The organism is Microbulbifer maximicatervae (SeqCode), from assembly GCF_056232625.1.
On the sequence record NZ_CP174324.1, the window covers coordinates 452,338 to 473,347 of the forward strand.

The window sequence follows — 21,010 nt, forward strand, 5'->3', positions numbered from 1 at the left end:
TTGGGTGGGGCTAGCGGTTAATAGCGCGGCGGATTGACGCGTACTTGCCTTCTTCGAGCTTGATCGCAGGCTGAAAACTGTCTGCCTGTGCGGCCAGCCACCAGTGCCAGTAGGGCGTATCTTCCGGTGCGTCGATTAGGGAGTTGGTGTCGAGAAAATGCCAGATGCGGTCTATCGGCCTGGATTCAGCGCCATTAATTCGGTGAACCAGGTGATAGGGTTTCAGGTCCCTGGGATCGGTAAGTCCTGCACCGGCGACTATATCCCCCAGTGCTTCCAGGGTTTTTGCCTGGAAAGCAGCCGCCCTTTTACTTTGCACATCCACCACCAGCCCGCGCTGGCGCCGAGGATCCTGGGTGGTAACACCAGTTGGGCAGGTATCCGTATGGCAGCGCTGGGACTGGATGCAGCCCACGGAAAACATAAATGCCCGCGCCGCATTGCACCAGTCAGCGCCAATGGCCAGGCATTGTGCCAGGCCGGACGCGGAATAAACCTTGCCGCTGGCAGCCAACTTCACTTTGTCTTTCAGGCCCGCCCCCACCAGGGCATTGCGTACGATAATCAACCCTTCCAGCAGCGGCATGCCCACGTGGTTGGACAGCTCCAGCGGCGCTGCGCCTGTGCCGCCTTCGGCGCCGTCCACAACAATAAAGTCCACCAGTTTCCCGGTCTCGTGCATGGCCTTCATAATGGCCATCACTTCGTAGATGTGCCCTACACAAAGTTTTATGCCTACCGGTTTGCCGCCGGAGAGTTCGCGCATTTGCTCGGCGAATTCAAGCATTTCAATGGGGGTGGAGAACATGGAGTGCGCGCGAGGGGAGACGCAGTTCTGCCCGGGTGTAACCTTGCGGGTGGAAGCGATCTCCTGGGTAACTTTGGCGCCGGGTAAAACCCCACCGTGCCCTGGTTTGGCGCCTTGGCTCAATTTAATTTCCGTCATTTTGACCTGATCGTTGCAGGCCTCGCGAAATAGATCCGGGTTAAAGCTGCCGTCATCGTTGCGCGCACCGAAATAACCGGTACCCAATTCCCACACTAGGTCGCCCCCATGCTTGCGGTGATAGGGGCTGATGCCTCCCTCACCGGTATCGTGATAGAAGCCGCCAATTGAGGCTCCCTTATTCAAGGCCTCTACTGCGGCGGCGGAGAGAGCGCCAAAGCTCATGGCGGAGATATTTAACAGGGCAGCGGAGTAGGGCTGCTTGCAGCGGCCCGTGCCCACTTCAGTACGGCAGGAAGTGTCTGCATTTTTCTCGGGCTTCACCGAGTGAGTGAGCCAGGTATATTCCTCACTCTGCACATCTTTTTCAGTGCCGAACGGATGCATATCGGAAAAACCTTCAGAGCGGGCATACACCAGTCGTCGGGCTTCAATGCTGTAAGGGCGCCCCTCCTCATCACCCTCGACCATATAGGCGCGGAAATAGGGACGCAGATTCAGGAATATCCAGCGAATGCGGCCGGCAACCGGGAAGTTCCGTGTAATGCTCCAGTGGGGTTGGAGCATATCGTAGATTCCCAGTAGTACCAGTGAAACGCTAATCAGTAGAGCCACCAGCCACCAGGCGCTGTCTGTAAACGTGAGCACCAAGAAGAATGGGGTCAGGATAAGAGCGGTAATGGGGATAATTGCGCGCTTTATACCATTCCGGCCGGAATAGGCGCACCAGGGGTTGGAGCTACTCATAAAATCAGGTTCAGCATCGTTACATAAAGTTCCGATACTGAACCTAGATCATTTGTAAGGGTTCTGCCTTGATAAGGCCAACTAAAGGGCTTTTTCCCCTAGCTCGCCGCCAACGCAGGCAGTGAATTTTGCTCTGCAGGTAAAAACTCGATGGCAGTGACGATGGAGTAATCCTTCAGTTCATCCAGGATTTCATCCAGCTTCAATAGTTGCCAGCAGGCGCGCGCGCCACTGTCTGAAATTTCACCGCGAAGGAATTTTCTCGCCAAGGCCACTGCGGGTGCTGCAGGAATCCAGACACCATCGCCATCCATTCCAAGTATTTGCCACTGCCTACCAGCTGTCCTACCGTCAGCATCTTCACCCAGTGCGCGGACAATCATGCCGCCGTGAGAGCTGCCACCAGGCCAGCGGGCACTTAATTTATGGGCAATTTGTGCGATGCGGGAACTTGTGGCGGGCAAATTTAGGCGCGAGAGTTGGGCGCACAAAGACAGGCCGGCCTGGAGAATCAGGGGCTCTGTCCCCGTGGAAAATAGTGCTGTGTTTAAATCTGGCAGGTATCTTGGGCACAACTCCAGGTCGGGTACTTCAAAATCGCACAGCCAGCGTTTTCCCACTGGATGGGCAAGAGTTACCGAGCGCAGGTGATTGCCGGCAAATGATTCTCTCCAGCGCCCATCCCGCAATTGGGGGAAGCTCTCCCCCAGCGCTTCAAAGCCAGAGCGCACGGTGGCGAGGCCGCGCTCTACCTTGTGTGCCGGAGCAATTGCCGCCTGCACGGAGCGAATGACCGGCAGCTCTTTCTGGATCTCAGCTATGGCTGCTGAGCTGAGGCCGGGCAGGCTGCTGGCACCGGATACCATGGCGATACCGGCGGCCTCGGCAGCCGGGGAGAGACGGTGAAAATCACATACAAAGCGGCGCGCATCTGAAATATCGATGTAGGGTGTGCGGGCTTCAATGCAGGCTTTGGCCACCCGGTAATCGGTTTCTCTCTGGTAGGGGCCAGCGCAGTGGATTAATAAATCCAGGTGCAAGGCTTTCAGTTGCGCAGTCAAGTTGATGGAGTCCCTCTCCAATCGTAACCCCTCGGCGAGGCCACCGAGTGATTGGGCGCAGCGGTCTGCCCGTGTCTTGTTATGGCCGGCAATAATCAGCTGGATATTGGTCTCAGAACTCAGCATTTGTGCAATACGTGCACCGAAATTGCCGTAGCCGCCGAGAATCAATACGCGTTTATTCAGGTTATTGATCACCTGGATGGAACTCCTGCCCCTTATAGTTTGTAGAGATCATGCATCGTGCCGGTGACTTAAATCAAGAAAATCTTGTCTGCGCCTTCAGCATGCCGCCGTTGTCATTTCACTGTTTTGTATATTCTAAAAGTAACGTTCCCGATGATCTTGTGCAGTTTTATCAGACTCATTAGTGATCTTGTGTCGGGCAAATGATTTTTGGAGACCAGAATGGCCGGTTGGAGTTTATCGACTCAGGTCCCCCTATCGATCACTGAGCAGCGTATTTATGATTTGCATCACCGCAAGGATCTGGTCGACCTGATTACCCGCGCCATGGTTTTCAAAGGAGAATTCGATGTTGAACTGTTTAAGAAGTCTATTTCAGAGGTGGTAAACACCTATCCGATTTTTCGCTGTCGTTATAGCGGGGAACCGGCTGTTCGCTCCTTTGTAGATATTGAACTGGACTATATCGACATCCGCCACTTAAGTGATGCTCACTTCGAGAGCTTTTTGCGTCAATTTGGTAGCTCGCCAATGGATTTGACGCAGGACCAATTGTTGGGACTCAGTGTTCTTCGCAGTGGAGAAGATGAATACATTTTCTTGACCAAGTGTCACCACATCATTGCCGATGGGATTAGCTTGTCACTCCTCTGGTCTGAATCCTTGACTCACTATTTGGATAGTGCGAAGGGTAAGGATTATCAACCCAGGGTGGAAACTGCAGACTTTGCTGATTATGTGAATTATGAAAATACCTATCTGAGATCGCCGAGGGGGGATAAGGCGCGAAATCTTTGGCAGCAAAAGTTGCAATCCCAAAAAGATGAGATAGAGCAGTTGCCCCAATCGGAAGAGACCTCGGTTATTTGTAGTGAAGTAATCCAGCACATAGATGAGATTGAGCTGGAGCAGATAAAGGCATTGGCCAGCTCGGAGAATGTGAGTCTCTTCGCCTATCTGACAGCAGCATTTCAGCAGGTTTTATGTGAATTCATACCTCACTCTTTTTGGATGAATGGCAATTTATCCCTTCGGCTAAAGAGAGAGTATCGGGAAGTGTTTGGCCCCATGTGCAGGTATGTCAACCTGATGGTTTGTCGGGATGAATCCTGGCAGGAGAAGCTCACGCGCCTGTCTGCGGAGATAAAGTATGCCATGCGCACGGTTTATGCTGCTGATGCAATTGGGCCTCACGGCCTGATTGGCCATCACCTCGATGCATCCCATTGCTACTTGGTGACTTTCTTGCAAACAGAAGAACATCGGGAAGGTTTTTTTGCGGTCTATACCGGTGAAACTTCTGACTGGGTCAAATTGAGTGACCACTTGAAGATTCGCATTGTCCCCCTGGCGACGCGCTTAACGCCATATGGCATCTATCTATCTATTACCGTCTTTGGGAAGCAGTTGCGCTCGAGCTTTATCTACAATGAAAATTGCTTTGAACAAAAACAAGTAGAAGCAATGGTAAGTCGCTGGTGTGACAGATTATTGTGCGGACCTGAAGATATTCTACCGCCGCTGTAAATAACGCTGTATAGGGACTGTAGAGCCAATTGTTATGTCAAGATGTGCCTTTGTGACCCTGGTTAATAGTCCGGATTATGTGATAGGTGCGCAGGCACTGAAACACTCATTGGATCGTACGGCCAGTGCCTATCCGTTAATTTGTATGGTGCCACCGAACAGTTGTGATCCAGCGCCATTGGAAGCGGGGGGCTGTAAGATAAAAGAGGTTCATACGCCTCGTTTTTCCGATGAGTTTATCCGCCGCCATAAACGCGATTCTTTGCACCGGCGCGCGCCCTTTGACAAGGGTAGTAAGCCCGCTTTCCATGACCCACTGAATAACTTTTGTAAATTGGCACTGTGGCAATTGACCCAATTCGATAAGCTTGTTTTCCTGGATGCGGATACCCTGGTATTGCGCAATATTGACCACTTGATGAATTATCCGGAATTTTGTGCAGCGCCCAATCTTTACGAAGACTTGGATGGGTTTCATCGTATGAATTCGGGATTGTTTACTGCGGTGCCGAGTGAAGCGACTTACCAAAAAATGCTTGAGCAACTGGATCGACCAGGGGTTTTCTGGCGGCGCACAGACCAGACATTTTTGCAGTCCTTTTTTCCTCGTTGGCACGGCCTGCCTTATATCTATAACGCCCTGCAATACCTCTACCTGAATTTACCGCAGCTGTGGCAGTGGGACAGTATTCATGTCATTCACTACCAATATGAAAAACCCTGGCAAAAACAGCACTCAAAAGTTGAAAAGCTCAAACCCCTGATCGACTTGTGGTGGGCTGTTTACGAGGGGCGAGATATCGCCGTTGATCTGGATGAGTTAGCCCGGGCTTAGAAAATAAAATCGAGAGAGGGAATTGTGAGAATAGGGATAACTGGTGCGAGTGGCTATGTGGGGCAATTTCTGGTTAGGCATTTTTTGCGGCAGGGCTATGAAGTGCGAGCATTACTGCGCAGGGAGGAAAGTGTAGCTCTTTTTCACAGTATTGCTTCACCCAGATTAGCGTGGAGCATCGGGGATATTACTTCTGATACAACACTACAGACATTCACCAGCAATCTGGATGTGGTGGTGCATGCAGCTTTCGAACATCTTCCCGGGCGCTATCGAAAAGGAGAAGGGGATGATCTCGAGGGTTTTTTACATGTAAACCTCAGTCAAACCCTGGCATTAATCCAATTCGCCTATGCAGCGAAGGTAAAAAAATTTGTATTTATTTCCAGTCGTGCCGTTTATGCCACTGGAAAGTTGAGCGGTTCTTTAAGTGAGGGGCAGGTTGTTCAGCCGGATACTTTCTACGGCGGCTATAAAGCGGCTGTGGAAGCCATGCTGTCTGCTTGGGCGTATCAGCGTGGCTGGCATACAGTTTCATTGCGCTTAACTGGAGTTTACGGGCTGGTGAGCCCGCTAAGTCGTAGCAAGTGGTATGACATCGCTCGAGCAGTGATATCTGGGGAAGCCTATTTAAATTCCGGGCTTTCAACGGAAGTGCACGGAGAAGATGTGGCGCGGGCGGTAGAGCTTTTACTGGAGCACGAAGATGCCCGGGGGCGGGCAGTAAACTGTAGTGATTGCCTGGTTAGCAGTCGCGAGTTGGTGAAGATTCTAAGATCGATATCCGGACAGCAGGGACCGCTACCTCCCCAGCCACAAATGAAACCGCCAGCAGTGATGGATTGCGCTTATTTACAGGGGATAGGTTTTCGATTTGGGGGTGTGCAGTGTTTGCGGGAGACGCTTGAGGAATTGGTAGAGGCTGTGCAACAACAGCAGAGCCTCATCCAAAACGCCGGCTCCTAGCCGATCGGCCAGTGAATCAACTCCAGTGAGTCTTTGTCCGCTTTCAGGCACCAGGCATTCTTATCCCAGTCTCCCAGCACAATACGCTCCGCCGGTTCACCGTTGATCGTCAACGTGTGGCGGGCGGGCCGGTGGGTGTGGCCGTGGATCAGTCGAAGCACATTGTGCTCAAGCATCACTCGCTCCACTTCTTCCTGGGTTACATCCATTATGTCTTCGGCCTTGCGGCTGTTCATACTCTTGGATGCCATACGAATCTGCGCGGCAATAGCGTGGCGTTCCTGTAGGGACTTGGCCAATAGCTCTTGTTGCCACTTGGGGTCCCGGGCCTGGCGGCGGAACGCCATATACTCTTTGTCGAGGGTGCAAAGGCTGTCGCCGTGCATAAGCAACACGCGCTCATTACCGAGGGACAACGCAGTGGGGTCCTGAAGTAAAGTGGCTCCCGCGCGCTGGGCGAAGTCGGTACCCAACAGGAAATCCCGATTGCCGTGCATCAGGTACAACTCTACGCCGGTACCGCTATAGCGACTTAACTCGCCAATCACTTCGCGGGCTAGCGGGGCATCGTCGTCGTCGCCAACCCACGCCTCAAAAAAGTCGCCGAGAATATATAGCGCCTCAGCACCGGCAGCTCGCCCGTGCAGAAAATCAAAAAACGCCCGGGTAATATCCGGGCGTTTTTCGTCGAGGTGCAAGTCAGAAATAAAATAAGTAGACAATGTCCCCGCCTTAGAGTCGGTACTGACCCGTGGAATTACTTATCGGCGTAGGCGTCAGAGATGCTGATACCAGTGATTTCGATAGTCTCCAGGGGTACGTCCTGGTGGAAGCCTTTGCTGCCGGTTTTAACGTCTTTGATTTTGTTGACCACGTCCATGCCGTCGACAACCTTACCAAATACGCAGTAACCCCAACCCTGAGAGTCTTCGCTGCGGAAGTTCAGGAAATCGTTGTCCTTAACATTGATAAAGAACTGGGAGCTGGCGGAATGCGGGTCCATAGTGCGGGCCATGGCCAGGGTGCCAGTGTCGTTCTTCAAGCCGTTGTTGGCTTCGTTTTCGATGGAATCGCGGGTTTCCTTCTGCTGCATGTCTGGAGTCATGCCGCCACCTTGGATCATAAAGTTGTTGATCACCCGGTGGAAGACAGTGCCGGTATAGAAATCGTCACGGCAGTACTGCAAAAAGTTGGCAGCAGTCTTGGGTGCCTTTTCGAAATCCAATTCGATGGCTATATCTCCATGGGTTGTGTGAAGGGTGATCATAAAATGTCCTATGAGGGTTGATTTGGGGCGGCATGATACCTTGTAGTCTGTAGCTGTAAAATGCTGTGTCGGAATATCTGTGTCAATTGCACAAAAATCAAACGCTTGCAGTGAATTTCTATGAAAAGCGTTCCTTCAAATTCGATATTCTGTCTCTCAAGTAGGTTATAATTCGCCGTTTACGTTCGCACAGCTGTAAATTAAGAGAATCCTATGACATCCGAGAGCAAGCCAGCTCACTTTTTACAGAACCTTATCCGTGAAGATCTGACTGAGGGCCGGGTTACGCAGATCGCGACCCGCTTCCCGCCGGAGCCCAACGGCTACCTGCATATCGGCCACGCCAAGTCCATCTGTCTGAATTTTGGTCTGGCGCAGGAATTCGGTGGCACCTGTAATTTACGCTTTGACGACACCAACCCAGCCAAGGAAGAGGAAGAGTTTGTCGATGCGATTAAGCGCGATGTCTCCTGGCTCGGTTTTGAGTGGAATGGCGAGGCGAAGTACTCCTCGGATAATTTTGATCAATTGTACGAGTGGGCTCTGCACCTGATTAAAGATGGCAAGGCCTACGTCTGCGACCTGTCCGCAGAAGAAGCTCGCCACTACCGTGGCACGCTGAAAGAGCCGGGCAAAAATAGCCCTTTCCGGGATCGCTCTGTCGAGGAAAACCTGGCGCTGTTTGAAAAGATGCGCAATGGTGAAATGGAAGAGGGCCAGTGCAGTTTGCGCGCCAAGATCGATATGGCCGCACCGAATATCAACCTGCGTGACCCGATTATCTACCGCATTAAAAAGATGGCTCACCACCAGACCGGTGATAAGTGGTGCATTTACCCCAGCTACGATTTCGCTCACGGCCAGTGTGATGCGATTGAGGGTATCAGCCACTCCATCTGTACTCTGGAGTTTGAAGATCACAAGCCTCTGTACGACTGGCTGATCGAGAACCTACCAGTGCCTTCGCGCCCGCGTCAGTACGAATTTGCCCGCCTGCACCTCAACTACACCGTGGTGTCCAAGCGCAAGCTCAAGCAGTTGGTAGACGAAGGCCATGTGGACGGCTGGGATGATCCCCGCATGCCGACCCTGTCCGGTATGCGCCGTCGCGGCTTTACTCCGGCTTCCATTCGCAACTTCTGCGAGATGATCGGTGTAACCCGCTCCGACTCAGTTGTCGATGTGGGTATGCTGGAATACAGCATTCGCGACGATCTGGATAAAAATGCACCGCGCGCCATGTGTGTGATGGAGCCTTTGAAGGTCACCCTGAAAAATTACCCGGAAGGCCAGGAAGAGATGCTGTCAGCACCCGGCCACCCGGTGCGCGATGATCTGCCGGCCCGTGAACTTCCTTTTGGTCGCACTCTCTATATTGAGAAAGAGGATTTCCGCGAAGAGGCCAACAAGAAGTACAAGCGTCTGGTGCTGGGCAAAAAAGTTCGCCTGCGCAACGCCTATGTGATCTTTGCTGAAGAAGTCGTGAAGAACGATGCCGGTGAAATTGTTGAGGTGATCTGTTCAGTTGATCTGGACACCCTGGGCAAAGATCCGGCCGACGGCGTTAAACCGAAGGGCGTTATTCACTGGGTATCTGCGGACAACAATGTCGATTGCGAAGTGCGCCTCTACGACCGTCTGTTCAATGATGCAGCGCCGGATGCCGGCGGTAAGAACTTCCTCGACTGCGTAAACCCGGACAACCTGCAAATCCTAAAAGGCTGTAAGGCGGAAATCGGCCTGGCCAAAGCGGAGCCGGAGCAGGGCTACCAGTTCGAGCGCAACGGCTACTTCTGTCGCGACAGCAAGTACGGCAGCGCAGAAGCGCCGGTGTTTAACCGCACCATTGGTCTGCGCGACAGCTGGGCCAAAGAGCAAAACAAATAGCAAGGCGGAGGGCTGCCCGAGCGGCAGTTTTCGCGGCTGGGTCAATGATTGGCCCAGCCACACAGCAAAAGAATTCGAGAGAAAAGATGTCTCTACAGGTCTACAACACGTTTTCCGGGAAGAAAGAACCCTTCGTACCATTGGTGGAAGATCAGGTGCGCATGTATGTGTGTGGCCCCACTGTGTACAACCGCGTGCATATTGGCAATGCCCGCCCTGTGGTGGTGTTCGACACCCTGTACCGGGTACTGAAAAGAAATTTCAGCGATGTGATTTACGCGCGCAATATCACCGATATTGACGACAAAATCATGAAGACCGCGCGGGATAATGGCGAGGAAATCGGCGTGCTGTCAGCGCGCTATGCCCAGGCTTACTACGAGGATATGGCCGCGCTCAATAACCTGGAGCCGGATATCGTCCCCTACGCCACCCAGCACTTGCCGGAAATGATCGCGATGATCGAAAGCCTGCTGGAGAAAGGTCACGCCTACGCCGCCGAAGGCCATGTGCTGTTCGCTGTGGAATCCATGCAGGAGTACGGCCAGCTGTCCAAGCGCTCCCTCGACGATATGCTCGCCGGTGCGCGGGTGGAAGTGGCGCCTTACAAAAAGTACGCCGGCGACTTCGTGCTGTGGAAGCCGTCCACCGATGACGAGCCCGGTTGGGACAGCCCCTGGGGCCGTGGGCGCCCGGGTTGGCACCTGGAGTGCTCGGCCATGATCAAGAAGCACCTGGGTGACACTATCGATATTCACGGCGGCGGTCGCGACCTGACCTTCCCCCACCACGAAAACGAACGTGCCCAGAGCTGCTGCGCCAATGGTGTGGATTTTGTGCGCTACTGGATGCACAACGGCTATGTGAATATCAATGGCGAAAAGATGTCCAAATCCCTGGGCAACTTCCGCATGGTCAAAGACCTGCTGAGCCAATACCCCGGTGAAGTGCTGCGTTTTGCACTGCTATCTGCCCACTACCGCTCAGAACTGAATTTCAGTGCTGATTTGCTGGATCAGGCATGGCGCACCCTGGATACTCTCTATGGCGCACTGCGTGAAACGGAAGCGGTTGAGGCTGAAGGGGCAGATCTTAACGACACCGCCTTTATCAAGGCGTTGGAAGACGATCTGAATACGCCGATCGCCATCAGCGAGTTGCACCAAATTGCCCGCGACCTGAACAAAGCCGATGAGGCGGATAAAGCACGCCTGAAAGGTTTGCTGCTGGCCGCTGCAGATATGCTGGGCATTCTCCAGCAAGACCCGGAAGCCTGGTTCAAACAGGCCCGTGGTGGAGATGAAGGTATTTCTGCCGAAGAAGTTGAAGCACTGATCGAAGAGCGCGCACAGAGCAAGAAGAACCGTGACTTTGCCCGCGCCGATGAGATTCGCGAAGAGTTAAAATCCAAAGGTGTGGTGCTTGAGGATAGCCGCGAAGGGACCAAGTGGCGCCGCGAATAGCGCGGTCCCACCCCGAGACACGGATAGACTTGAGACACCGATAGATTTTCCCTGGCTTGGCACATTGCGGCCGCCGGGGAAGTGAAATTCGAATTTCATTTGTAGAAGCGAACCATGAAAAAAGTATTTGTCCTGACCAGCGCTGTGATCGCCCTTATCGCACTGACCGGCTGTGAGCCCAAACGGGGTTCCGATGCCTGGTGCGAGAAAATGGATGGCATTCCCAAAGGGCAGTGGACTTTTGACGATACCCGCGACTACACAAAATATTGTGTCTTCAACCAAAAGCCGGAAGAGGAATAAGCGGGCCTATAGTCGTTGTTCTTCGTCGATTCCTACCAGCACTTCTTCCGCCCGCTGACCGGTAAATACCGCGAGCAGGTGGTTGAGTGCTTGCGTCTTTTGTATGAGCGTCTGTACACCGCCAAGGCTGATTACGGTGAGTCTTTGCTGCGCGAGCAGATCCTGGAAATTTTTGCCGAGGCCCTGACCCGCGCGCCCCAACTCGACAGCGAGGACGGTGTGCAGGACCCCGAGGGCCGCTTCCGCAACCTGCGCGATCAGGCCGTCTGGGTACTGAACAGCCTGGTGGAATTCGGTTGGCTGGAGAAGCAGGTAGACAGCGCCACGCTCACCGCCACCTATCCGTTTAGCCGCCGGGGCCGCCTTTTCACTCAGCCGTTAGTGGAAGTGAACGGCACTCGCGTGCGCACCCGCCACCGCAATACCCGCAACACCTTAAATGCCCTGGAAGCCTTTGCCAGCCGAGGTGAAATCCACGACTTGATCGATGCCTGGGAATACTCCGAGCGTATCGTGGCGGATTTCACCGATATGATCGCCGAGCTGGAAGAGCGCAAGCGGGAAATGGTGCGGGAAGTGGAGGCTCAATTACTGGTGCAGCAGGCCACCGATGAGTTTTTTTCCTTTATGGAAAGCCGTTTCCAGCCGGACCTGGCTATTCGTCTGTCTGCGGACAGCGTGGAAAAACATCGCGATTCGATCAACCGGGTGATTGACTGCATTCGCCGCAAGGAGGATGTGCAGAAAGCGGAGTGGGAGAAGCGCCTACGCCAACTGCTGCCGGAGTTGGTGCAACCGGGCCACTCCCTGCTGTGGCTGATGCTCGATACCATCGAGGACCGCATGCGCCGCGCCTGCGAGGTGAAGTTGCCCGCTTTGCGCCGTGCACTACAGGGCTTTACCAAGCGTGCCGATATTATTATCCGCCAGCTCAGCTACCTGCATAGCCAGGCCGAAGGTGAATTTGCCGACCTGTGCCAGCGTCTCGGCGAGAGCCAGCAAAAAACACAAATTCTCGAGCAGCTGGGCGAACAGTTAGGTGGCTTCCAACTGCGCCTGTTTGACCCCAAGCAAACCCAGCTGTGGCAGCGCAATCGCCGCCAGCCGGTAAATACCCGGGTCGAAGATGAAACCCCCATCGGTGAAGAAAACCGCCGCGAGATCGAGTTGCAACAACTGCTCGACCAGGCGTTTAACTTCAATAACAGTAACCTGCGCGATTATCTGAGTGATGCCCTCGGCACCGGCCGCCAGATCAACAGCCGCAACCTGCCATTGCGCGATGCGCGTGATCTGCTCGCTATGAGCCATGTGATCGAAGCGGCGGCGGTGAACCAGAGCGGCGCTGCCGACTTGCAGGTGAAATTTACCGGTGAAATCGCCAGCAATGATTATTTCACCGAATTTGACGAATATATCCTGGAGCTGAAAAACAGTGATTGAACAGGCTTTGGAAGAGGCCCTGGCGCAGTGTCGCCTGAACCGCAGCGAATTTTCCGAGCTGCTGGTGCGCCTGTTGGATTACGGCGTTATCTGCCGGGATGAAAGCGTAATTGAGACCACGCTTTACGATCGCTTCCAGCGCTGCGAGCAGCTGGTGCGCGAGTGGTTGGCCCCGCTGGGGTTGCGTTTGCAGCACGACAGTCGTTTCCAGTTTATCCGCGTGTATCCGCCCGGCGCCGAAGTGCCGGGTTTGCCGGATCAGGAAGAGCCGCACCACGGCGGCTTCCGCGCCCGTCTCAGTCAGCAGGAAGTGGCCGCGATTCTCGCCTTACGAGTGGAATACGATAAAGCGCTGCGGGAAGGGCAGGTGGATGAGAGTGGTTGCGCCGCGCTATCGATGGAAGCCCTGGAACTGGGCATGCGCAACTTGCTGAAAATGTCCCTGCCGGATAAGCATGCCGAGCGTAAAAACCTGCTGAAGAAATTGCGCCAGCTGCGTCTGGTGCAGTTCAGCAGTGAAGAAGTGGAGACCAGTGCGGAGGTTTGGTTGCGCGTACGCCCGACCATCGCCCACTTTGTCAGCGAGTCGGTATTGCACCAGCTGATCGACAGTGAAGTCCCGCCCGCAGTAGAGAGCGGGGCCACTCAAGCTGATGAAATTAATGAGGCTGAAGAAGCGGAACAAGAGCAAGCGCTCGAACGCATCACTCCAGAAGTCGAAGATAGCAGCCTGTTTGAGAGTGAAGCCGCTTCCTAGATGAAAATAGAGGCCGCAGTAGCGGCTATAAAAAATCGAAAACATTCGACCGCCCGGGTTTGCGTAAATCGCGCCCGGGAGCCTCGGAGAGGGGTGTCGGCTTCCCGCCAGCAAAAAAGACCCTGCTTTTGAAAAGACCGTTTTTTTGAAAAGACTATGTTCCTAAAAAAACTGATCCTGATTAACTGGGGCAATATCCCGCAGTTGGAATATGATTTCGGCCCGATCAACCTGTTTTCCGGTGGCAATGGTTCCGGTAAAACCACGGCGGCCGATGCTATCCAGACATTGATGACCGCCGCCCACGACACCTTGTTTACCTTTAACCCGGGACAGGATGAAACCACCCAGCGCGGGCGCGGTGGCAAGCAGGTGCGGACGCTAGCTTCCTATGTACTGGGTTGTGACGACGGTAGTTACGCCCGTGTCGAGCCCACCGACTGTTACATTGCCGGTATTTTTCACCCCACCAGCGGTGAAGACGATGCTGAGCCTTTTACTGCAGTGATGGGTATTCGCGCACACCTGGATAACAGCAGCAAACCCGCCCAGGCCCGCCAAAGTGATTTGCGCTTTTTCGTATTCCCCGGCGAGCAGTTGGTGATGGGGGATTTTGTCCGGGATTACACCGATGGCAAACACCTGCTGCCGCTGGATAAATTCAACCAGGTCCTGAGCAAGCAGTTCGAAAAAGTAGAGCAGTACGACAAGAAAAAGGCCTACCTGCGTCGCCTTTACGGCGCCCTGCGCGGACGCCGCGATGCGGTCTCCGATCGCGAGGCCATGCACGCCGCGCGCACTTTTGCCAATTTTATGGCCTACAAGCCGGTAAAAAGCATCAACGATTTTGTCGCCCAGGAAGTATTGGAAAAACGCGATCTGGGTGATGCCATCCGCTCCGTATCCGAGCTGATGAAAACCATTCACAGCATGGAGCAGGAAGCCCGTCAGATTGTGGAGCGGGTCAGTTCCCTGGAGGCCATCGCCCAGTCGGTAGAGCTCTACCGGGAGCAGTGGTTGCAATTGCGGGTGCAGGAATATTTGTGCGCACGCCACCGCCAGCAGCGGGTGCAAAAGAGTTATCTGAGCGGCAAGAACGATCAGAAAAAACTGCGCAGCGATCTGGACAACAATGAGCGCGAAGTGCGCGTCGCCTCCGAGCGCGTCGAGCAGCTCAATGGCCAGCTGATAGAGCTTCAAGCCCAGCGCCTGGGTATCGATGCGCTGCGCAATAAGGACGAACTGGAACAGCGCATTAACAATGCCCTGAGCCTGCTGTCCCAGCAGCACACCCCCATGTCTGCCGAAGAGGCCCGTTGGCGCGAGAACCGCGAGGCCGCTGAAGAATTATTAAACCTGCTCAACTCCACCTCCGCCGAGCTGGAAATTCCCGCCTTCTCCGATAAAGCACTGGTGCAGGCGATCAAGCAGGTAGCCCGGGAGGAAGACCTGCCGGATCTGCACAAGTTGTTGAGCAAGGACTGGATTGACCTGGCTGCATTGGAGCCACTGCGCGAGCGCGCCGCCAGCAGTGAGGCCCTACAGAATCGCCTCTTCGATCTGCTGGATAGCAGTGGTAAAGCTGGCGCCGGTGATGAGGTTTCCCCCAAAGAGCAGATTGCCCAGCAGGCCTCCCGCTGGGAGCAAAAAGTACAGCAACTGCAAAAGCAGCTGCGCACCCAGGAGAGCCGCATTCAGCATCTCCAGGCCAACCGCGTGCGCTACCCCCAATCGGTGGAAGCGGCCCTGGCCGCAATTCACGAACAGTGCCCGGAGGCGGAGCCCCGCGTCCTGTGTGATTATGTGGAAGTGTTGGATGAGCGCTGGCAGATGGCGATTGAAGGCTATCTGGGCGGCGCGCGCTTCTCGATTATTGTGGAGCCGGAACACGAAGCCCGCGCGATTCGCATCGTGCGCAGCCTGCCCGGGCGCAACAACCGCGCCCGCGTGATCCAGGGGGACAAAGCCCGCCGCGATGCGGAGCGCCTGGATACGCCTTCGGGCTCCATTATCGAACTGATGGAGTTCACCCATAAAACTGCCGAGCACTATCTGCGTGCCTCTTACGGTGCAGTGGTGCAGGTGGAGGATGAACACGAGCTGCGCGGCACCCGTCGGGGCCTGACTGCCGACGGTATGGCCAGTGGCAACTACAGCATGTGGCGCTGCGATATGGACGATGCCGAGTTGGTCTTCGGCCAGGGCGCCCGCGCCCGCGCACTGGCGGCGCAGCAGCGCGCTATGGAGCAGTTGCTGGAAGAGGCTGCCCACGTCAACGAGCGCCACCAGCTCTACCGCCGCGTTACCAACGCGGTGCGCGGACTGGCGAATATCAAGCTGTTGTCCATTGTGGATTCCGCCCTGGCGGCCCAGCGGGAATGGCGCAGTGCCGAGCGCGCCCTGGAAAACCTGGACCTAAAGGACTTCGAGCAGTTCGAGCAGCAGGTCGATGAACTCAAGGCCCAGCTCAAAGATCAGCAAAAGCAGCTTTCAGACCTCCAGCGCAAACATGGCTCTCTGGAGACCAAGCTAAGAAGCAACGACAAACTCTTATACGCGCTGTCTGGCGAGCTGGAGTCCTTGGACGATGCCGCCAGTGACAGCGAGGAAATGGTAAGGCGTATTACCGCCATCGATCCCACTTTCGATGCCGAGCAAGTGCTGGTTACTGCCGACGAGCAGGTAGAGCGCGCCGCCGACAACTTCGACTTCTCAGCGGATATCGAAAGTTGGCAGGGACAGCTGGAGAAATACAGTCGCCAGCTCGATCGCGCGGTGATGGAGTACAACGCCACCTGTGCCAGCGTCGATACCCTGGTGTTTGAGCCAGACTTGAGTGGCGGCCACAAAGATGGCTTGTTCAAGTTGATCAACGGTCTCGGCGATCAGGTAGAGACCCTGCGCAACCGCTTGAAGAATAACCTGTTGGTGGAGCGCCACGATCAACTGCTGGGATTGAAAAAATCCTTTAACACCACTTTTGTAACCCACTTGTGCCACGCTATTTACCAGTCCATTAACGATGGTAAGCGCGTGTTGGATGATCTGAACAAAGAGCTGGAACACCACCGCTTTGGCGCCGACCGCGAGCGCTTCCGTTTCGACTACCAGTGGGTGGCGGAATTCAAGGAGTACTGGAGCTTCTTTAAGGCGGTAATTGAACTGCCGAATCTGGGTGAGGAGCAGAGCCTGTTCGACACGGACTTGGCGCCCAAGCACCGCAAGGTGCGGGATCGCCTGTTGAGTATGCTGCTGAGTGAGGACGAGCAGGTGGCGCGGCGCGAGCTGGATCGAATCAGCGACTATCGCAACTACCGCAGCTATGAGATCTATAAGGAACCGGAAGGCAAGGAGCCGATTGCGCTCAGCCAGTACGGCACCGGTTCCGGCGGCCAGCTGGAAACGCCGGCTTATATTATCCGCTCTGCAGCGGTCACTTCGGCTTTCCGCTTTGGTGAAAGCGGCAGCCATTTGCAGATGGTGCTGGTGGATGAGGCCTTCTCCAAAATGGATGAGTCCCGCTCCAAGGAAGTGATCCGCTATCTGACTGAAACCCTGGGGCTACAGCTGCTGTTTATTATGCCTAGCAGTAAATCGGGGCCTTTTATGGACCTGATCTCGAATCAGTTTGTATTCAGTAAGTGCCCCAGTGCCAAGCCTATCGGCCAGCTGAATACCCGGGTGTATGTCGATCGCAAGGTCTGCAACCAGGAGCGTATCGCCGAACTCTGGGCCAACCACCGCCGCACGATTCGCCAACAGGCATCGCTGGATTTTATGGACCTGGTAGAAGTAGAGGGATAGGTATTTTCGGGGGAAACCCCTCCATTGGCAGGGAGGCAACCGATGGAAAAGACATTGCCCTATTGGGTAGAGGAAAACCCGCTGTTAATCGGCATCCTGAATTTTATTCTGGATCGGCGGGACAGCCAGCTGGAACGCGGCAAGGAAGCCCGCATTAGTTTCAGGCTGGATTTGCGCGCTGGCAGTAAGCGCTGGCTGGAAGTGTTGGAGCCCCTCAGGGACCCCGACCAAGACGAGCAGGAGTTGTGGAATGAATTGCAGCACTTTGCGCGGGAATATCAGTGTTTTACGGTAAAACCGAACCCGAAAAGGCGGCCGGGCATTGCCGAGTGGCAGGGGGCCCAATTGATTTTTCGGGATGCCAGCGAGGAACAGCTGCGCCTGTGGCTCAATCGCCCGTCCCCCACCGTTCGCCAATCCGCCTGGACCAGCCTGCTGGAACCCTACGTCGATCGCTTTGAAAATCCCTCTGCTTTTCCCCTCGAAGGCTTGGAACTCCAACCGGGGTTTGATTCCGTCGAAGAAATTATTGCTTGCTGGGTGTCTGTCGGCAAAGAGCTGATCTTTGCCGATAAAATTTCCTGGCGACAATTAGCCGCGCGCTGCTTTAAAGGGGATTCCAAATACCTGGAATTACCCAGCCGTCAATCTCTGGTGCGCAATCTCTATCCTGACCTGAGCCGTAAAATCCAGGAGCGCCAGCTTTTACTCCACGCCTACCTGCCCAGGCAATTTGAGCAGGTCATTTTTATCGAAAACCAGGACACTTTTATTAGCCTGGCGGACCTGCAACCCAGTCGTGCAGCACTGGTTTATAGCGAGGGCTACCAGGGAGGCGCAGAAAGGATTCGCAATGGGGAGAGGGTTCGCTTCAGCACTATTAATGTGGTTAGTGAAAATATCCGGCAGCAATTCCTAAGCTGGTGGCACGATGGGGAGTCCCGAACGGTTCCAACATTTTTCTGGGGGGATCTGGACTATGAAGGATTGCGGATTGCCGCAGCGCTGAGAAAGAGCTTTCCCGACTTGCAGTGCTGGCGCCCGGGCTACGATCTTTTACTGCATTTTCTGCGCACGGGAAAAGCCCATGCTCCGGAACAGGCGGAAAAGGTGGGACAAAAGCTGGTGCAAGCGATTGGTTGCCAATACGCAGATAGTACTCTGTTGCCAGCAATTTCAGGCAGCAATCGCTATGTGGATCAGGAGGCGGTTGAGATTGGGGAGCTGGCTGGGACATTAGTGTGAATATGTCGCTATCCGATAAATTTTAATTGTTCGTTTTTATGGAATGGTGACTATCAAGGCGTCGGCGGGCGTTTGAACTTGTTTTTTATGCGCAATTTCTCGGAAGATAGAAAAAATATGCTGTAAAAATGCCCCTCAGAATAACAAGTGCAGTTTCCGGAGTTTGCTATGCGTCAGTTTTCCATCCTGGTCATTTTTGCGTTGGCCTTTGGCGGCGCCGCCGTGATGTACGAGAAGGAAAGTCGTAAAGTAAAAGGCGTGTTGACCCAGATTACTGAACTTCAGGCGCAGATGGGTGATTTACAGGCGGAGATCAACCGCCTGAACAGCGAATTGGAAACCGTGAAGCTTGCGGAGCGCCGCCGCCCTAATCTCAGTGCTATGGCCAACCGCATTCGCCGCGAAGGTAGCGGCAACTCCGCACAAGTTGCGCCCAAGCCGAAAGTGGAAGACCGCTTTGAAAAGTCGCGCAACCTGATGCAGTCAGACGTTACCAGCGCGCCGCCGGCTATCCAGTCGAACACTCGTAGCAACAATGATGAAAGCGAGTGGTCTCGCCCAACTGTAGATGCCGATGAGTATCGTGGTGAGACCGGTGAAGAACCCGCAGTGGTCGATCCCTACCAGTAATTTTGCGCTCTGCATATTGATTCCCTCGCCAAAGCCCGCAAAATACCTGCCTTCCGCAGGATACTGTTTTGCGGGTTTGCCAGTTTTAGCTGACACGATTTGAAATTATAAGTGGGCAAGGGGCGCTAGGTATGTCGCTGAACAAGTTTTACACCACCTTAAATGGGCAGCTGGAAGGATTGCTTTCTGGAGAGCGGGACTGGCTGGCCAACACCGCCAATGCCAGTGCGCTGTTGTTTATGGAGTTGGAAGATATCAACTGGGCCGGTTTCTATTTCCTCTACGGTGATGAATTGCGTTTGGGGCCCTTCCAGGGCAAGCCTGCCTGTACCCGGATTCCAGTGGGCGCCGGTGTTTGCGGTACTGCTGTTTCGACCGGTGAATCCCAATTGGTAGAGGATGTGCATCAGTTCCCCGGCCACATCGCCTGCGATGCCGTGTCGGCCTCAGAGGTGGTGGTGCCACTGTATGATGACGCGGGTCGTTGCCTGGGAGTGCTGGATATCGATAGCCCCAGTGTGGCGCGCTTTAGCGAGGAAGACCTGGTGGGCCTACAGGATTTTGCCCGGGTATTGCTCAAGTCCTCAGACCTCCCGGCGAGCTGATGGCGCTGCTTTGGCAAAAGCAGGTTGGTGACACCTGTTATCAGGTGCGCAACCATGGCGCCAGTGTGCGCCTCTACAGCAATGGGGTCTTCCACTCTCAGTGGAATCCCCGCGATCCCCTCAAGGGCTCCCTTTGGGAGTTATTGCTGCTACCGGCATTCTTCCTCCCTGAAGAGCGCTTGAATTCGGTATTGGTGCTCGGCGTTGGTGGCGGTGCCCTGATTCGCCTTTTGCAGGCGTTCACCTCCGCCAAGCGTATTGTCGGCGTAGATTTGGACCCGGTGCACCTGGATATTGCCCGTCGCTTCTTTGGCGTACGTGATGTTGAGCTGGTGTGTGCGGATGCCTGTGACTTTGTGCACGACCACTTGAAGCGACCCTCTCACAGCACTTTCGACCTGGTGATCGACGACTTATTTGGGCACTGCGACGGCGTAGCGCAGCGAGCGGTAACCGCCGATAAGTCCTGGTGCTCCAGTCTGATGCGCCTGCTTCATAAAGATGGCGTGCTGGTCAGTAACTTCGGGGATAGGCCCGAGCTACAGAACAGCGCTTGGCGCGAAAAAGCTATGCGCGATCGACTCGGCGGTGCCTGGATGGCCTATATGCCCCAGTACGAGAATCATATCCTGGCAGTGGGCAGAAGAACTCTGCGCAAAGGTGAGCTGGCGGCCAGGGCCCCAGAAAAGATCAATCCCGCCAACCCCAATCGGCGCCTGGATTTCCGCATGAGCCAGCTTCGCTGATCTCGACAGCCCCCACAGAGGCCGGCTCCTAAAATCCCTGTCACTTTAATAGTGATATTCATTGGCGCCCTTTGTCACCTCGTGACTATACTCAAGGTGAGCGAAGTGTTCTGCCGGGATCGATTGATGCGGTACAAAACTGTTGAGGAAGTGATTCAGGAAGGAAGGGATTTTCATGCCAAGTTGGCGCTGCAGTACGAAGAGTATGAGCAGCTTGCCACCAATGAACGGGTCGAGTTGCTGCTGGATCAGCTGCGACGACGGGAAGATTCCATGAAGCACTCACTGGAAAATTTCCATGAAGACCTGCCCCCTGGAGCCCTACATACCTGGGTGCAATTTGCCCCGGAAGGGCGAGAGAAAGAATTTTTGCAGCGCTTGCGCGGCATTGATATTGAAGACTTGGAGCAGATTGCCAAGTTGGCCATGGATATCGAGATCTACCTGGCCGATCAATATCGGGATCTTGCCCAGGGCGCTGAAACCCCATCGGCACGGGATGCATTCGAACGATTGCGACAACTCGAAGAGTTGGAAGAGCATACGCTGTCGATGAACTTGTTTAATTTGCGCGATTACTAGCCTTTAATCC

Annotated in this window: 18 protein-coding genes; 14 read left to right on the plus strand and 4 right to left on the minus strand. The window is 54.5% G+C overall.

What is annotated here, in order from left to right; genetic code table 11:
- Window positions 1-10 precede the first annotated feature (10 nt).
- Complete coding sequence (locus ACJJI6_RS01895; protein ID WP_282932184.1) at window positions 11-1,693, minus strand: FMN-binding glutamate synthase family protein; 1,683 nt, start codon at window positions 1,691-1,693, stop codon at window positions 11-13.
- 98 nt (window positions 1,694-1,791) lie between these two features.
- Entirely contained in the window at window positions 1,792-2,952 is a 1,161-nt protein-coding gene (locus ACJJI6_RS01900) for a saccharopine dehydrogenase family protein (RefSeq protein ID WP_444941347.1), read from the minus strand.
- A gap of 210 nt (window positions 2,953-3,162) precedes the next feature.
- On the opposite strand from ACJJI6_RS01900, the gene ACJJI6_RS01905 reads away from it, so the two are divergent.
- Genes ACJJI6_RS01905 through ACJJI6_RS01915 form a run of 3 tightly spaced genes read left to right on the plus strand, consistent with a single transcriptional unit; the run spans window position 3,163 to window position 6,268 of the window.
- Window positions 3,163-4,467, plus strand: coding sequence for a condensation domain-containing protein (locus ACJJI6_RS01905; protein ID WP_475712318.1), 1,305 nt, complete (start codon window positions 3,163-3,165; stop codon window positions 4,465-4,467).
- Window positions 4,468-4,501: 34 nt separating this feature from the next.
- Entirely contained in the window at window positions 4,502-5,302 is an 801-nt protein-coding gene (locus ACJJI6_RS01910) for a glycosyltransferase (RefSeq protein WP_475712319.1), read from the plus strand.
- A gap of 24 nt (window positions 5,303-5,326) precedes the next feature.
- The gene (locus ACJJI6_RS01915) at window positions 5,327-6,268 is read left to right on the plus strand and encodes an NAD-dependent epimerase/dehydratase family protein (RefSeq protein WP_475712320.1); all 942 of its coding nucleotides are present in this window, start codon (window positions 5,327-5,329) and stop codon (window positions 6,266-6,268) included.
- On the opposite strand, the gene ACJJI6_RS01920 is transcribed toward ACJJI6_RS01915, so the two are convergent.
- Both ACJJI6_RS01920 and ACJJI6_RS01925 read right to left on the minus strand, forming a co-directional pair.
- On the minus strand, window positions 6,265-6,990 hold the full coding sequence (locus ACJJI6_RS01920; RefSeq protein ID WP_475709810.1) for a UDP-2,3-diacylglucosamine diphosphatase: 726 nt from the start codon (window positions 6,988-6,990) through the stop codon (window positions 6,265-6,267). The two genes, ACJJI6_RS01915 and ACJJI6_RS01920, sit on opposite strands and share 4 nt — an antisense overlap.
- Window positions 6,991-7,025: 35 nt before the next feature.
- Complete coding sequence (locus ACJJI6_RS01925; RefSeq protein WP_108733726.1) at window positions 7,026-7,535, minus strand: peptidylprolyl isomerase; 510 nt, start codon at window positions 7,533-7,535, stop codon at window positions 7,026-7,028.
- A 213-nt stretch (window positions 7,536-7,748) separates the two neighbouring features.
- Here ACJJI6_RS01925 and ACJJI6_RS01930 point away from each other — a divergent pair, with 213 nt between their 5' ends.
- The 11 genes from ACJJI6_RS01930 to ACJJI6_RS01980 all read left to right on the plus strand — a co-directional run bounded on the left by ACJJI6_RS01930 (window position 7,749) and on the right by ACJJI6_RS01980 (window position 21,000).
- Window positions 7,749-9,422 (plus strand): glutamine--tRNA ligase/YqeY domain fusion protein, encoded by a 1,674-nt coding sequence (locus tag ACJJI6_RS01930; protein WP_282932191.1) that lies wholly within the window; start codon window positions 7,749-7,751, stop codon window positions 9,420-9,422.
- Between the two features lie 86 nt (window positions 9,423-9,508).
- Complete coding sequence (gene cysS, locus ACJJI6_RS01935; protein ID WP_475712321.1) at window positions 9,509-10,885, plus strand: cysteine--tRNA ligase; 1,377 nt, start codon at window positions 9,509-9,511, stop codon at window positions 10,883-10,885.
- A 114-nt stretch (window positions 10,886-10,999) separates the two neighbouring features.
- Window positions 11,000-11,188, plus strand: a complete 189-nt coding sequence (locus ACJJI6_RS01940) for a DUF3012 domain-containing protein (protein WP_108733723.1) — start codon at window positions 11,000-11,002, stop codon at window positions 11,186-11,188.
- 15 nt (window positions 11,189-11,203) lie between these two features.
- Window positions 11,204-12,631 carry a Wadjet anti-phage system protein JetA family protein gene (locus tag ACJJI6_RS01945; RefSeq protein ID WP_475712322.1) on the plus strand — a complete coding sequence of 476 codons (1,428 nt, stop codon included), beginning with the start codon at window positions 11,204-11,206 and terminating at the stop codon, window positions 12,629-12,631.
- The gene (locus ACJJI6_RS01950; RefSeq protein WP_475712323.1) at window positions 12,624-13,388 is read left to right on the plus strand and encodes a DUF4194 domain-containing protein; all 765 of its coding nucleotides are present in this window, start codon (window positions 12,624-12,626) and stop codon (window positions 13,386-13,388) included. Before ACJJI6_RS01945 ends, ACJJI6_RS01950 begins: the two co-directional genes overlap by 8 nt.
- Before the next feature lie 156 nt (window positions 13,389-13,544).
- Window positions 13,545-17,192: an ATP-binding protein gene (locus ACJJI6_RS01955; RefSeq protein ID WP_475712324.1), complete on the plus strand. Its 3,648-nt coding sequence runs from the start codon at window positions 13,545-13,547 to the stop codon at window positions 17,190-17,192.
- A gap of 42 nt (window positions 17,193-17,234) precedes the next feature.
- Window positions 17,235-18,437, plus strand: coding sequence for a Wadjet anti-phage system protein JetD domain-containing protein (locus tag ACJJI6_RS01960; RefSeq protein WP_475712325.1), 1,203 nt, complete (start codon window positions 17,235-17,237; stop codon window positions 18,435-18,437).
- A 168-nt stretch (window positions 18,438-18,605) separates the two neighbouring features.
- Complete coding sequence (locus ACJJI6_RS01965; RefSeq protein ID WP_444893400.1) at window positions 18,606-19,067, plus strand: 6TM ABC transporter family protein; 462 nt, start codon at window positions 18,606-18,608, stop codon at window positions 19,065-19,067.
- A gap of 131 nt (window positions 19,068-19,198) precedes the next feature.
- The gene (gene msrC / locus ACJJI6_RS01970) at window positions 19,199-19,672 is read left to right on the plus strand and encodes a free L-methionine (R)-S-oxide reductase MsrC (protein WP_475712326.1); all 474 of its coding nucleotides are present in this window, start codon (window positions 19,199-19,201) and stop codon (window positions 19,670-19,672) included.
- The gene (locus tag ACJJI6_RS01975; protein ID WP_475712327.1) at window positions 19,672-20,418 is read left to right on the plus strand and encodes a spermidine synthase; all 747 of its coding nucleotides are present in this window, start codon (window positions 19,672-19,674) and stop codon (window positions 20,416-20,418) included. The genes msrC and ACJJI6_RS01975 overlap by 1 nt, the downstream gene beginning before the upstream one ends.
- A 126-nt stretch (window positions 20,419-20,544) precedes the next feature.
- The gene (locus ACJJI6_RS01980) at window positions 20,545-21,000 is read left to right on the plus strand and encodes a hypothetical protein (RefSeq protein ID WP_444897768.1); all 456 of its coding nucleotides are present in this window, start codon (window positions 20,545-20,547) and stop codon (window positions 20,998-21,000) included.
- Window positions 21,001-21,010 lie beyond the last annotated feature (10 nt).